Genomic DNA, 13,740 nt, shown 5'->3' with positions numbered 1-13,740 from the left:
TTTTACTTCTTACCCTCATTTTTGTAATTTAGCCATACTTCTAAATCCGATGGTTGTAAATTAATTTCTTTTGCAAGTTTTCAAAGTCTAAGAGCTGCAGCAATCTTTGCTATTTCAATATTATTATAAGAATCAATAGGAATAATTTTTGCAGCAGCTTTTCCTCTTTTAGTAATTAAAATTTCTTCACCTTTACTAGCTTGGTCTAATAATTTAGAAAAATGGGTTTTAGCATCAAAGGCTGTAATTGTGTTTTTCATATAATTAACTAGTCAGTTATAACATATTGTCAAAAACTTTAATATACATCTTTCCAAACGCTTATAGAGAGGAATTTAAAGGAGACACGGAAGTACTTGTCACCGCAGCGTACACACTAGTACGTGAGGATACGAGTCTAGGCTCGATGTATAAATTACCTCTAGAAGCGAAGTTTGAGAAAATGTCTAATGCCTACAACCGCTACCGTGAATATGTGGAGGATGGAGTTTTATATGCTTTAGCATCTTTTTAAGTAGTGTATCACGCTTAAGTTTTGATAAATAATCTAAGAAAATTTTGCCGTTTAAATAATCTATTTTATGCTGAATTACAATTGCTAAAAAGCCTTCTGCTGCTAGTTCTTGCTTATTACCGTTATAATCAAGATATTTTACCTTGATTGCTTTTGATCGTGTAATAGATGCTTCAATGCCTGGAAACGATAAAGAACCCTCAATAAAAGTTTGTTTTTCTTCCGAAAAATAAGTTATGTCCGGATTAATAAAAACTATTTAGCACCCAAACCCACTGCCATTTCTATATGTAAATTCTGAAGCATTTTATCGACAATAGTACGAATATTATCATCAACAATGTCTATATATTCTGCTTATTTTTTAAAAATATCGTTTGGTGCATAAACTATTTGACTATTTGATAGTAAGGTTTATCTTGATTCATTAATATACTCCGATAAATGAAGAGTTATTTTTGCATTGCTAAATAAAGATAGATATAGTTATTGCGAGCGAGCATTGTTGCGTAGACCGGTTTTTCCGTCATTGCAAGGAAATTACAAAGTAATTGACGAAGCAACCCAGTAAAAAATTCTAATTTACAGAATTTTTTTAATTATTTTCTAGATTGCCACGCAGCCCATGGCTGCTCACAATGATGACTCAGTGTCCATGCAACAACGCCTCCTTGCAATGGTGTAGCTTTTTCAAACCATCAATATTTATTTAGCAATGCCATTATTTCATTACGATAGCTGATAATATATTCTGATTATAAGATTCTTGCAAATGATATGAGCGTCTTTTACTTGGATATTTTAACGGATTTGTGTAAGTATCTTCAGCAATATTTTTTATATCTTTGACGCCTGCTTCTTTAAGTTTTAACTCTACAAAAGCCGGTAAATCAAACATATAATGATTTTCTTTTATAGAGTTTATAAAAAACTGTTTATTGTTAATATCCTTACTTAAGAAAGCTTTATAATATTCATCATCAACTTCATATGAACTTTGAGCTATAGCAGGACCTATCACTGCTATTAAATTCTTTGCTCCTTTTTCTGTTATTTTAGTAACTATATTACTAATAATGTTATTTATACTTCCTTTCCAACCTGCATGTGCTGCTCCAATTATTTTACCGTCGCCGCTTGCAAGTAATACCGGTACACAATCTGCCGATTGTACCGCTAATACTAAATTTTTCTTAGTTGTAATGCTGCCATCTGCTTTAGGTAGGGCAATTATGGGCTCATCAGCATTAACAATTTGATTGCCATGTGCTTGGTTTAAAATTAAAATATCTTGTGCTTTAAAATAAGTAATAATAGATTTTTTGTTTTCAACTATTTCTGTTTCATTTATAGAGTTATTTTTTTTTATATATCTATGACTAGAATTATTGAATGTTTTATCAAAAATTTTATAATAAACTGATCCGTTTATTAATCCTTCCATGAAAATACCCCATATTAATTATAATAGTTTTATTAATACTTTATCCGGTCGTTTACAAAAAAATAAACAGCTAGAAAAAATAATAGCACAATTTCATCAAGACTATAACCTAATCCCTATTATCGGCGTAGAAATAGAGTTTTATTTAAGTCACAATATTGATATAGCTAAATTTGAAATACTTTCAAGAAAATACTTAGCTAGATTTAAAATTGCTAAAATAAAAAAAGAAAAAGGCAATAACCAATTTGAAATAGATCTTCCCCCTTCTGTAAACTTAATACAATATATAAAAAATATATTAGAGGTTAAAACTATTTTAAAAAAAATGGCACAGCAGTTAAACGGTTATATAGATTTTTCGCCTAAGCCGTTTTTGGATGATTATGGTAATAGTATGCATTTTCATATTAATTTTAATTCCGAGCTCAATGATTATTATATAATTTTAGCAGCACAAGGGCTATGTCACTATATGTTAGACACCCTACTCGCTTTTATGCCTACTACTCTAGATTATTCACGGATAAATAAAAAATTTATGGCTCCTACGCATATATCGTACGGTGGAAATAATAGAAGCGTAGCCGTACGAACCCCAAATGCTTTTCCCAAACGTTTAGAACATCGCTTATCTTCCCCCGAAACCGATCCATATATAGCAATTTTTACTATTTTAAAGTCAATATTGTTGGCTTTAAAATCTCCAAGTTCGCTCCAAACAATAGAAAAAATTTATGGGAATGCTTTCGATCCACAATATAATTTAACTCCATTACCGACATCATCTCAGGAGAGCCTTATGTTATTTAAACCGGATTTTTTTAAATAATTTGTATTTTGTTTACAAAACCTAAAAACTAAACAATAATTGTTTTTTACAACTAAAATAAAGATTGATATAAAATATTAAATATAAAACTGCCGAAATTGTTTCAATTAATTATTTTATTTTTGTAAAACTAAATACTGATTAAGTGCTTTAAGCTGCACTTCACTCTATATTTTCATAATTTTTCATTAGATAATTAAATTCCGCACCATAGATAAATATCATATTTATAATATAGAAGAATATTAATGTAACTATTATACTACCAAGGGAACCATACATTAGATTTAATTGATTATAGTAGACTATATAAGTTGAAAGCAAATAGCCGCTTATTATCCATAATATCACAGTTAATAAAGCCCCTGGAAATACATCAATAAAATTTAGTTTTACATTAGGTAATATATAATACAAAGACGAGGCACCTAAAAATAATAAAATTAAAATTAAAGAATATCTTATAAAATTTAAAATGATCTTATATTTTTCAATGGTCTCTAATATTATCGGAATTTTTGTAAATAATATTGGAATCACCACTAAAAGAAACATAGTAAAGGTAATCAAGGCACTAATTATAAGAAACTGTATAATACTAAGTAATCTTCTTCTTATATAAGGGGGGGGAGATTTTATTTGATATACACGATTTAAAATAGTCCTTAAACATTCTACAAAAGAAGAGGCAGTCCAAATACTGCCTACTATGGCAAGATTCATTAAACTTTGAGGAGGAGCACTTAGTAATTCTCGTATTCTTTTTTCTATTGATTCCGTTGCTTGTTCCGGAAGACTCTCTAGAAAAATTTGTATAAAATTTTGACCAAGTTCTGAAGCTCCTAAAAAGCTTGTTAAAGCTAATAAGAATACTAGGAAAGGGAAAATAGATAAAAGTATCATGAATGACATATATCCCGAATGTTCAACGCCATCATCTTCTATTATTCTAAATAAGGCTACGTAAAGACAATTAAAAATTTTTCTCATTATAAAAGCTAAGTTGTTATTATTAATTTTATATTTAATCTTAAATAAGTTCGCTGTAAATAATTAATTTATAATTAAAATGAAACTATACTTTATCCTTGATTTGAAATATTAATATAGAAATGAAATTCTTCCTTGCATTAATTTTATATTTTTCTATAACACACCAAAATTTTATTTTTTTATAAATTGTAATTTATGCTTCAGTAAATAAGTTTTTAAAACATAAAGTATTCATATTTTAAAGATAATTTTAAAGTTCTTATGATATTTTTATTTGATAAGAAATAATTTTGCACGATTCTTTAATAATTATTTACCAAATGATTACAAAAAACTTAAAAAATGTTATTTTATAGTTGCTTATAATATTAATTTATGGTATCACTTCTACTTATACTTGGATAAGTTTATATGGTATAAAATTATTAATAACCACATGTTTTATAATAATATAGGATAATATAATATCATTTTTGTTCAAAGAAAATTTTTAAATATAGATATAATTAGTAACCAAGGAGAGGATGATGGGTAGAAAAAACGATATTATACAAAAAATTGATAGTTTTATCGGCAAGAAAATTTATTCTTTAAGACTCGCTAAGGGGTTGTCTCGTCAACAACTTGCTGAAGTAATTGATGTTACGCATCAACAATTACAAAAATACGAAAAAGCAATTAATAGAATTTCTGTAGGAAGGCTAGTACTAATCGCAGAAGCTTTAGATAGGAATATTGATTATTTCTTTGAAGGTTTAGAAGAAGCTAATAAACCGCAGCCCGTACATACTCAACATCAACGTATGTGCATTGAAGTTTCAAGAAATTTTATGAAAATTAATAGCACGGAAGAACAACAAGCCGTTAATAATTTAGTAAAATGTTTAGCTGGAAAAGAAAAACTAAAAACTAATGCATAAAGGCAAGCTGCCATCCTGATTATGTTGTGATATCATTTATACAATCCCCGCAGAAGCGGTAACTTTAATACAGAAGTTACATATTTGATAAAACAAACATATAAGAAACTTATTTTTATATGTTTTACTAGATTCCTGCTTTTAGCTAGGAATAACATTGCTTGCCTTGATAATATACAGAATACAAATCTTGATCAGCGTTGTGGAGAGGAAGACTCTCTTTTAATAGGTATTGATTTATTTAAATTTTCCGACTGAATGCTATCTCTTGCATTCATTAATGCTCCCATAATTTTTATATTTTCTTTGATGTTAACTCTATCTCTTCCTACTACCATTTTAGCTTTTTCAATATCCGGCTTATCTTTACTTATAGGTTTTAATTCAGACTTTCCTGATACTACCCTTACATCTTCCGTTTTAACACTAGGGTTTTCAATTGCTTCTGCTTGTTTTTGTACTTGTTCTTGTAATAACTTATCTATAGTTTGTAAACGTACCTCTTTAGATAAAGTTTTATCATCAACTAAATTAGCTTTAATGAAACTTTGCTGTTCTTCAGTAGAAGATTTAGTACCAAATGCCTTTACCAACTCATCTACTTTTTTTATTGATTCCTCTTTTTTTTCTTCAAGAGTTTTAAGGTTACCATTTGAAGAAAGCATAGCACGAAAATTATTGACTTTCTCAACTGCAAGCTTAGAGATATTATTTAATATACTAGAAGTTTCTTGTACAATTCTTTCTTCTGCTGACACTACCGGTTCTTTGGATTTTTCTAATACTTCTATAACAGGATTAACAGCGTTAATTACTTCCTGAGCCTTGTTATATATATCATCGCGAGGCTTGTGTTCTTCTATATTCTGTCCTTTTAACCCTTCAGTTAAATTTTGAGTTTCTATATCTAAAGCTGCCTCACTCGCTGCACCTTTAGCTTTTTTAAGTGCCTCTTTCTCAGAGTCATTAATATTACTATTATCGATTCCACTAGAAACTGCCTTAGTTATTTCAGGACCTCTTTTGCCTTCATAAATACCGTCTACTAACCATTTAGTCATTAGCTCTCTATCAGGTAAATTGGTCTTACTTTCTGCAATACCTTTTTCCGCTGATGCCATAATAAGTGCTTTATTAGGTAAGGATAAAGAGGTATCACTATGAGTAGCTATAGTCTCGCCTACCCCTTTAACAATTTCTGCTTTGTCTTGAGCTTCAAGCGAGCTTCCTGCAACTGTGTTAGTAATTTCTTGAATTATTCCGCCTTTGACTTCTGCTGTAGCCGGACCATCTAAAACATTAGACGTAATGGCTTGTATGTTTGTTGTTTTTAATTCAGTATTACTTAGAGGATCAAACAAAATATCATTTACTTTTTTTATTGTATCTTTTTTAGTTTGTTCCGCCGTAATCTTATCTAAATTCTGCTGCATCAATTGTTGTTGTGCCGGACTGAGAACTTGGGCTTCTACACCTTTCTTTAATACAGAACCTAATAATTTTTGTTTTTCCGCATTGCTTAATTCAGAGACATTAACCTTATCACCTACTGCTATAAGCATTGTTCCTTTATCTTCAGTAGAAAGGTTACTTTTTATTACAGCATCCGTAATATCGTCAATTGCTGCAGCTCTACTTGCATCATCTTTAAGACTTAAACCGACATCTAATGCTTTTTCTAACATCTGCTGTTTTTGCTTCGGCTCAAGATTCTCTGAATTTAAAGTGATAGCTACTGTAGCTTCAAGCATTTTTGATTTTTCTAGGTCTGGGGTATTCTGATCATTTTTTATGGTTTTTAATACTGCATTGACTCCAGCTACTTTTGCGTCCGGTGTGAGGTTTTGATTATTGACCGTATTTTCAGTTAAAGCAATGATATTAGTCTGCTTTTCAGCAATATCACTTTTCTCATTATTAAGAATTGCCGTGGCTGCTTCTTTAATTAAATCAATTTGTTTATTGCTATCAATTTCTTTTGTTAAACCTGCATTTACATAATTTAATAAATCTTGCATGCTGCCTGATAAAGTCGTAGCTGCATTAAGAAGGTTTGGATTCACTTGTTGCGATTGTGACATTTGTGAAGTCTCAGGTTGCAGTGGTTGGTTAGTAGGAGTAATTGGCGGTACTTGTTGTTTATACTGAGGTAGTTCAACCGATGAACTTGCTGTTTGCTGTGGAGTTATTAGCGGTTGTTCCTTACTTTGTCCTTGTCCTATTATAATATCTTCAGCTTGCGATAAATCAACGCTCTGCCCTTGGTTTAGTTCTACCTCTTTCATCATTTCTTTATATTTACCGCGTGTTACCGCAAGTGTATAAATTTCTCCACCCTGCTCTATATAAGCTATTGCGTTATCTCCGGTTCCGGCAAATTTTAAAGGTTTTGGTGAGCTTATTTCTTTAAGTTGAGGTTTACCGTTTGGTCCTTCTTCGTAGTGGGCAGTGAAATATACGGCTTTATCTTTGGAGGGCTTTGTGCCATCAGCTTTTAATGCTACCATCGATAAATGCATTGACCCATCGGCTTTATCAAGTTTTATAGGAAAATCTATTTCCCTATATGAGCTGATCTGAACCTGAGTACCGTCTTGTTTAGCTACAGTAAAAGGCCTAGTTTTAACAGTTGTTTCATTTAAGGTACAGAGTTCATCACCTGCATCATTTTTAACTACTGTTGCTCTAAGATCGCTTGCACTTACTTGATTTTCCCACTGTACCGGTTTAAATCCACCAGGGTATCCACTAGCGACACTAAATGTATTATGAACATTTTTATAGCCGGCTATTTCTATTGATTCTAATTTCTTTTTAAGCTCAGAATTTTCTAAAGCCTTATCAATAAATTCTCTATTAGCCGGATTGCCGAAAAAAGTACTTAATGTTTTATCTTTTTCTTCTTCTATTTCTTTTCTTTTTTGTTCAGCTAAATCACGGTCTGTAAGGGCTGCTAGATCTTTTAATATTTGTTCTATTAAATTATCTTTTTGCGGTTGTATAATTGTTTCTCTTACAGCCTTGGTTATTGGGTCCGATGTCTGACTGTCAGGAGAGATATTGCCCGATAAAGCACTAATTGAAGGGGTAGATTGAGTAGAAGATGCAGAAGTAACGATAAAACCATCGTCAGCTTCTAGTTCTGGGGTTGTAGTTTGAGATAACAATTCTTTTTGCTCTTGTTCTTCTGTATATTCCTTATTTGCTAAAGGATCAAATTCACTTGTATTTAGGTTGCCGTCTTTACTCATAAAACCTCTCATTTAACCAAAAATTAATTAGCACAAACTGTCAGTGATGCGTAGTCAAGCCGATGTTGTTACGTTGATCTTTACCCTCTATGTCATGCCCGCATAGGCGGGCATACAGTCACTAAAAAGTCTAAGCACACTAGATTCTTAAATTAAAGGCTCGATTTATTTCGCTTTTTTCTGGATTCCCGCCTACGCGGGAAAATGATATAACATATCCTTTTTTCACAGTTTGTGTTATACTGTCAGAGATAGTATATAGAAATTTTAGTAATATCAAGAAAAAACTAATATTATTTATTGAGAAAATTTAATAGAATTTTTATATTCTTTATTGAGTGCTTTAGTTGCCCAAAGCCAGGTTAAGCAAGTAATTATAAATATAATCATTAAACAGATGGAAATAGATTGATAACTAGCGGAAGGTAATATTATAAATATCAATGATTGTAAAAATGCACTACCAGATTTACCGAGTTTTGTACCTATCATGTCGGCAGCAGCTTTCCCTTTTATTTTTATTTCCGGATCTAAAGGAACATAGGCCATTTCTTTTGTTGAATCAAATAAGGTATATTTGCTTGATTTACTAAGCACATTTTGAATAGCACCTATTGTTATAGCAATTAAAGCAGGATCGGTTAGAATAAAATTTGCTATTATTAAGCCGGCAAATCTTTCAAAATTATTAACGGCAAAAAATAATATACCGGTAATAAAAACTATTAAAGGAGTAATAACAGCCGCCATAAACCAGCCAAGTCTTCTAACTATATTTGAACCAAGTACGACAAATAAAATAGTAAATACTCCGGTATAGCGCAAATAACTTCCTATAAAAGCTGCATATTCGGTTGGAGTTTTATAAATTTTAGTAGCTGCTGCTTTCCAAGGACCTTCTACTAAATTAATGGCAATGCCATAGCAGATAAGCAAAGTTGCAATTAATCTAATATGTCTTGACGATAGAAGCATCTGAAAACTTTCGGCAATAGTCATAGATTTTTTCTTTGCTTTAAACCTGAGTAACGCCATATGCTCTTTATCTAGTACTTTATGATTAAGCAACCAAAAAGTTTTAATAGCTATTATTCCTAAAATTAATACTATAGTTAGTATAATTTGTATAGAAAGTGTATGAAAAGACGATTGTAATGCAAATTTATTAGTTACGTAATCATTAATATTACTTAGATTTTCTAAAAACTGCCCTGCTAAATAAATACCTGTTTGACTAAGTAAACCGAATAACGGATAAAATCTTTTAGATTCTTCCACTGTAGTAATATTATTAACAAACTGCCAAAAAAGTAATGCGAAAACTACGTTTGGCCATAATTCGGCTATTATATAAAATAACGAAAAACCCCATTTTGATAAAAGCAATATAAACCATTTTAAATTAGGTAAACTTGCCGTTAAATTTTGAACGGTTACAGGGCTTAAATGCAGCATTTCATGATTTGGAAAAATAACGTAAGCAAAAAGAGCAAAGAATGTTAAAAATATTGATATAATAAGATAAAATATATTTTCTGCTTTCATCTTATTAACAAGCTTTACATATATAGCAGTCATTAAAAAAGCTGACGGCATCACTCCCCAAAACTTCAAAAACGAGATAGTCTCGGCACCGATCATAGTAGTAACAATACTATCTTTTAAAGCTCTGATTAGATTTTGGATAAATAAAATACAGAACATTAATAAAGCGATGAATAAAAATTTAGAAACTTCATGGCGTTTTATAGGCCAGATATAATCGGTAAGTTTGGAAAAACAGCTATTGATTTTAGAGGAGGAATTTTCTATATTACTGGGGTTAATCGTCATTATTTGGTCTAACCTATCTTGCTATTGGTTAGAGTTATATATTAAAGATTTTCTAAATTTAAGTCAAGTTAAAATCAAATTAAAATGAGTAATTATTGGTTAAATATTTATAAACCAAGAGGTATAAGTTCTGCTCAACTTGTTAGCATAGTAAAAAAAATACTCGGTAAAACCAAGATAGGACATGCCGGTACTTTAGACGTAGAAGCAGAAGGAATATTACCGCTTGCCGTAGGTGAAGCTACAAAGCTGATACATCTGCTAATTGATGCTAGAAAAACCTATATTTTTACTATAAAATTCGGAACGCAAACCAATAGCGGCGATTATGCCGGTAAAGTAATAGCAACGAAAGATTGTATCCCTTCTCAAGAAGAAGCTTATACCGTATGTTCTAAATTTATCGGTAACGTAACACAAATACCGCCGGCTTTTTCAGCTCTTAAAGTTAACGGTGTAAGAGCTTATAAATTGGCTAGAGAGGGAAAAACAGTAGAATTAAAGCCACGAAATATAACTATTTATGATCTAAAATGTTTAAATTTTGATGAGAAAAATGCTACCGCTACATACTATACGGAATGCTCAAAAGGTACTTATATAAGGACTTTAGCAGAAGATTTGGCATTGTCCTTGCAAAGTTTAGGATTTGTGATAGAATTACGCCGTACTCAGATTGGAATATTTAAAGAAGAAAATGCTATCCGAATTAAATCACCTGACGAAGTTACCCAAAATTCCCTAGAGGAAAAAAGTATAAAGATAGAAGCAATACTGGACGACATCCCGGTTCTTGATGCAACTGACAGCCAAGCACAGCAAATTAAATATGGACAGAAATGTTTATTTAATTATGAAAAAGACTTTAGACATCTTGCCAAATTTGCTTATAGAGAGGAATTTGAAGGAAACACGGAATGCAGCACCACAGCGTACGCTTTAGTACGTGAGGATTCGAGTACCCGATTGACGTACAAATTACCTCTAGAAGTAGAGTTCGGCAAGATGTCTGTTGATCTTTTATGGGTTCGCTATAAAGGCGCTTTGCTTGCAATAGGTAGCTTAAACAAGAGTTGCTTTAATTCTTTACGAGTATTTAATTTAACACAAGACTTCTTTTAAAACTGGAAGTCTATAATATTTAAGGAGAGATTATCGATGTCGATTACTACAGAACGTAAACAACAATTAATTAAAGAATATGCTATAACGGAAAATGATACCGGTTCAAGTGCAGTGCAATGTGCTATCTTAACTGAAAGAATCAATAATTTAACTGAGCATTTTAAATCTAACTATAAAGATCATACTTCAAGACGCGGATTATTAATTTTAGTTGGGCGTCGCCGTAGATTACTTAACTATATTAAAAAGAATAATGTTAGCAAATATTTAGATTTAATAAGTAAGCTAGGAATTAGAAAGATTAAGTAGTTGGATAATCGTCATTGCGAGCAGCCGTAGGCTGCGGTGGCAGCAACCTCGTCAAATATCCTGAGATTACTTCGTAATTTTCCTCGCAATGACGTGGTAGAATACAATAAAATATAAATTATGAAATGAGATAAATAGATGTTTAACGAAATAACTAAGAGTGTTACATGGAACGGGAAAGTTCTTGAGCTTAGTACAGGTAAAATAGCAAGGCAAGCTGATGGGGCAGTTACGGTAAAAATGGGTAATTCCGTTTTATTATGTACGGTAGTAGTAGCTAACAAAGCAAAAGAGGGCATAGTTTTTTTTCCTTTAACAATTAATTATAGAGAAATGGCATATGCTGCCGGTAAGATACCAGGGGGATTTTTTAAACGTGAGGGAAAAGCATCAGATAGAGAAGTTTTAATATCTCGTTTAATAGATAGACCGATTAGACCATTATTTCATCCGGCTTTTGTAAATGAAACGCATGTAACTTGCAGTGTTCTTTCATATGATCCTGAAACTCCGGTAGATATACTTGCAATTATCGGTGCATCGGCTGCACTTAGCCTATCCCCTGCTCCTTATCTAGAAATAGTTGCAGCAAGTAAAGTAGGTTTAATCAATGGTGAATTTGTTTTAAATCCGACACTTGAATTATTAAAAACAAGTCAGCTTGATTTAGTAGTTGCAGGAACATCAGATTCAGTAATGATGGTTGAATCGGAAGCTCATTTACTTTCTGAAGAACAAATGTTAGAAGCAGTAAAATTTGGATTTGAAAGCTTTCAGCCGGTAATAAAGATAATTAAAGAACTAGCAGAAGAAGCTAAAAAACCAAAACTTGAAATGCAAGATTTATATCCTGCTTCATTAAAGAAAGAAATTGAGAAGTTATTTGTAAAAGAAATTGAACAAGCTTTTGCAATTAAATCTAAACAAGAACGTAGCACTAATTTAGATTTAATACCTGAAAAAGTTCTTACACATTTTGTAAGCGACATAGAAAATAAAAAATATAGTAATTATCAAATCGAATCAGCTTTAAAAGCTATTGAATCAGATATATTACGTAACGAGATTTTAGAAAAAAATAGACGTATCGATGGAAGAAGTACCACCGATATAAGACAAATTGCTTGTGAAATAGGTTTACTACCTTCCGCACATGGTTCAGCTTTATTTACTAGAGGTGAAACGCAAAGCTTAGTTAGTACTACATTCGGTACTAGTTTAGATGAGCAGATAGTTGACAGTTTAGAGGGTGAGTATAAAGAGCGTTTTATGCTCAATTATATCTTTCCGCCATACTCTGTAAATGAAGCGATGCCGATGAAAGTACCTAGTCGTCGTGAAGTCGGACATGGTAAACTCGCATGGCGTGCTATTAATCCAATATTACCTAATAAAGTACAATTTCCTTATTCTATTAGAGTAGTTGCCGAAACTACGGAGTCTAACGGTTCTTCTTCAATGGCAACTGTTTGTGGTAGTTCTCTTGCTTTAATGTATGCCGGCGTACCGATAAAAGCACCGGTTGCTGGTATTGCTATGGGACTTGTTAAGGAAGGCAAAAAATTTGCCGTATTATCGGATATTCTCGGCGATGAAGATTATTTCGGTGATATGGACTTTAAGGTTGCAGGAACTAGCGAAGGGATTACTGCATTACAAATGGATATCAAAATATCCGGAGTAGATTTTAAAATAATGAAAGTAGCTTTGGAGCAAGCACGACTCGGTCGTTTGCATATACTGGAGCAAATGAATAAAGTTATCAGTAAACCAAATAACGAACTAAGTAAAAATGCTCCTTCTACTACTACTATAAAAATAGATAAGGATAAAATTAGAGATATTATAGGACCGGGTGGTAAAGTAATAAAGGAAATTTGTGAAACTAGCGGTGCTAAAATAGATATAAGCGATGACGGTACGGTGTTTGTTTATGCTTCAGATAGAGATAAGCTAAAAGTTGCCTTAGATAAAATTAAAGCTATTGCCGTTGAACCTGAAATCGGTGAAATATTTAACGGTACGGTAATGAAAGTCTTAGATTCCGGTGCTTTTATTAATTATTTAGGTAATAAAGACGGCTTTGTTCATATTAGTGAAATTTCAGAAGAAAGAATAGAAACGGTTAGCAGTGTTTTAAAACAAGGCGATATGGTAAAAGTTAAGCTAATAGGCTTTGATAATAAAGGCAAAGCAAAATTAACTATTAAAAATGCCGATAAAGATAAATCTTCAAATAATATAAAGCCAAAAACTAATGTTAATAATGCTAAGGACAATTCAGAACCTGAGCAGCGACGTGATTCTAGTAAAAAACGAGTTTGGAATGAAGATAATAATGCTGAAACTGCTGAAGTAATTACAGAACGTAAGTATTTTAATTGATATGACGTCATTGCGAGGAAATTACGAAGTAATTGACGAAGCAATCTCAAGAGTTTGTTATTATTTCATGAGATTGCCGTGCAGCCCCTATGGCTGCTCGCAATGAAGGTTCGGGTATCCACAAAAATAGCTCA

10 protein-coding genes and 2 pseudogenes are annotated in these 13,740 nt (G+C 31.8%); 6 read left to right on the top strand and 6 right to left on the bottom strand.

Annotation, left to right across the window (positions count from 1 at the left end; all coding sequences use genetic code 11):
- Positions 1–2: 2 nt before the first annotated feature.
- Positions 3–260: pseudogene (locus tag AB4K15_RS03975) on the bottom strand (type II toxin-antitoxin system Phd/YefM family antitoxin).
- A 26-nt stretch (positions 261–286) separates the two neighbouring features.
- On the opposite strand from AB4K15_RS03975, the gene AB4K15_RS03970 reads away from it, so the two are divergent.
- Entirely contained in the window at positions 287–514 is a 228-nt protein-coding gene (locus AB4K15_RS03970; RefSeq protein ID WP_084698822.1) for a palindromic element RPE1 domain-containing protein, read from the top strand.
- On the opposite strand, the pseudogene AB4K15_RS03965 reads toward AB4K15_RS03970, so the two are convergent.
- Positions 447–942 (bottom strand): annotated as a pseudogene (locus AB4K15_RS03965) (peptide deformylase). The gene AB4K15_RS03970 and the pseudogene AB4K15_RS03965 overlap by 68 nt on opposite strands.
- A gap of 293 nt (positions 943–1,235) precedes the next feature.
- A complete protein-coding gene (pgeF, locus tag AB4K15_RS03960) occupies positions 1,236–1,958 on the bottom strand; it encodes a peptidoglycan editing factor PgeF (RefSeq protein ID WP_032074235.1) in 723 nt (240 codons plus the stop codon).
- Here pgeF and AB4K15_RS03955 point away from each other — a divergent pair.
- Complete coding sequence (locus AB4K15_RS03955) at positions 1,957–2,790, top strand: glutamine synthetase family protein (RefSeq protein ID WP_032074234.1); 834 nt, start codon at positions 1,957–1,959, stop codon at positions 2,788–2,790. The two genes, pgeF and AB4K15_RS03955, sit on opposite strands and share 2 nt — an antisense overlap.
- Before the next feature lie 162 nt (positions 2,791–2,952).
- On the opposite strand, the gene AB4K15_RS03950 is transcribed toward AB4K15_RS03955, so the two are convergent.
- Positions 2,953–3,780 carry a YihY/virulence factor BrkB family protein gene (locus tag AB4K15_RS03950; protein WP_032074233.1) on the bottom strand — a complete coding sequence of 276 codons (828 nt, stop codon included), beginning with the start codon at positions 3,778–3,780 and terminating at the stop codon, positions 2,953–2,955.
- A 530-nt stretch (positions 3,781–4,310) separates the two neighbouring features.
- On the opposite strand from AB4K15_RS03950, the gene AB4K15_RS03945 reads away from it, so the two are divergent.
- Complete coding sequence (locus tag AB4K15_RS03945; RefSeq protein WP_011271056.1) at positions 4,311–4,703, top strand: helix-turn-helix domain-containing protein; 393 nt, start codon at positions 4,311–4,313, stop codon at positions 4,701–4,703.
- A gap of 194 nt (positions 4,704–4,897) precedes the next feature.
- Here the strand turns inward: AB4K15_RS03945 and AB4K15_RS03940 are convergent, their stop codons facing one another.
- Together AB4K15_RS03940 and tlc4 are read right to left on the bottom strand one after the other, a co-directional pair.
- Positions 4,898–7,954 carry a Sca4 family spreading effector gene (locus AB4K15_RS03940; RefSeq protein WP_500224633.1) on the bottom strand — a complete coding sequence of 1,019 codons (3,057 nt, stop codon included), beginning with the start codon at positions 7,952–7,954 and terminating at the stop codon, positions 4,898–4,900.
- 297 nt (positions 7,955–8,251) lie between these two features.
- Positions 8,252–9,787, bottom strand: coding sequence for an NTP/NDP exchange transporter Tlc4 (gene tlc4, locus AB4K15_RS03935; RefSeq protein WP_500224636.1), 1,536 nt, complete (start codon positions 9,785–9,787; stop codon positions 8,252–8,254).
- Positions 9,788–9,871: 84 nt separating this feature from the next.
- Between tlc4 and truB the strand changes: the two genes are divergently transcribed.
- From truB to pnp, 3 genes are all read left to right on the top strand, one after another.
- Positions 9,872–10,909: a tRNA pseudouridine(55) synthase TruB gene (gene truB / locus AB4K15_RS03930; protein WP_032074231.1), complete on the top strand. Its 1,038-nt coding sequence runs from the start codon at positions 9,872–9,874 to the stop codon at positions 10,907–10,909.
- A 36-nt stretch (positions 10,910–10,945) separates the two neighbouring features.
- On the top strand, positions 10,946–11,221 hold the full coding sequence (gene rpsO, locus AB4K15_RS03925) for a 30S ribosomal protein S15 (protein WP_032074230.1): 276 nt from the start codon (positions 10,946–10,948) through the stop codon (positions 11,219–11,221).
- 138 nt (positions 11,222–11,359) lie between these two features.
- Positions 11,360–13,606: a polyribonucleotide nucleotidyltransferase gene (gene pnp / locus AB4K15_RS03920; protein WP_500224638.1), complete on the top strand. Its 2,247-nt coding sequence runs from the start codon at positions 11,360–11,362 to the stop codon at positions 13,604–13,606.
- Positions 13,607–13,740 lie beyond the last annotated feature (134 nt).

This window comes from Rickettsia aeschlimannii (assembly GCF_047973405.1).
In the GTDB taxonomy this organism is placed as follows: Bacteria; Pseudomonadota; Alphaproteobacteria; order Rickettsiales; family Rickettsiaceae; genus Rickettsia; species Rickettsia rickettsii.
Note: the sequence above shows the minus strand (reverse complement) of the source record. Positions and strands in the feature narration are given on the sequence as shown.

Bases quoted from the DNA above. Each gene is read 5' to 3' on its own strand.
- AB4K15_RS03955 (WP_032074234.1), top strand. From the start codon at position 1,957: ATGAAAATACCCCATATTAATTATAATAGTTTTATTAATACTTTATCC.
- pgeF (WP_032074235.1), bottom strand. From the start codon at position 1,958: ATGGAAGGATTAATAAACGGATCAGTTTATTATAAAATTTTTGATAAA.
- AB4K15_RS03950 (WP_032074233.1), bottom strand. From the start codon at position 3,780: ATGAGAAAAATTTTTAATTGTCTTTACGTAGCCTTATTTAGAATAATA.
- AB4K15_RS03945 (WP_011271056.1), top strand. From the start codon at position 4,311: ATGGGTAGAAAAAACGATATTATACAAAAAATTGATAGTTTTATCGGC.
- AB4K15_RS03940 (WP_500224633.1), bottom strand. From the start codon at position 7,954: ATGAGTAAAGACGGCAACCTAAATACAAGTGAATTTGATCCTTTAGCA.
- tlc4 (WP_500224636.1), bottom strand. From the start codon at position 9,787: ATGACGATTAACCCCAGTAATATAGAAAATTCCTCCTCTAAAATCAAT.
- truB (WP_032074231.1), top strand. From the start codon at position 9,872: ATGAGTAATTATTGGTTAAATATTTATAAACCAAGAGGTATAAGTTCT.
- rpsO (WP_032074230.1), top strand. From the start codon at position 10,946: ATGTCGATTACTACAGAACGTAAACAACAATTAATTAAAGAATATGCT.
- pnp (WP_500224638.1), top strand. From the start codon at position 11,360: ATGTTTAACGAAATAACTAAGAGTGTTACATGGAACGGGAAAGTTCTT.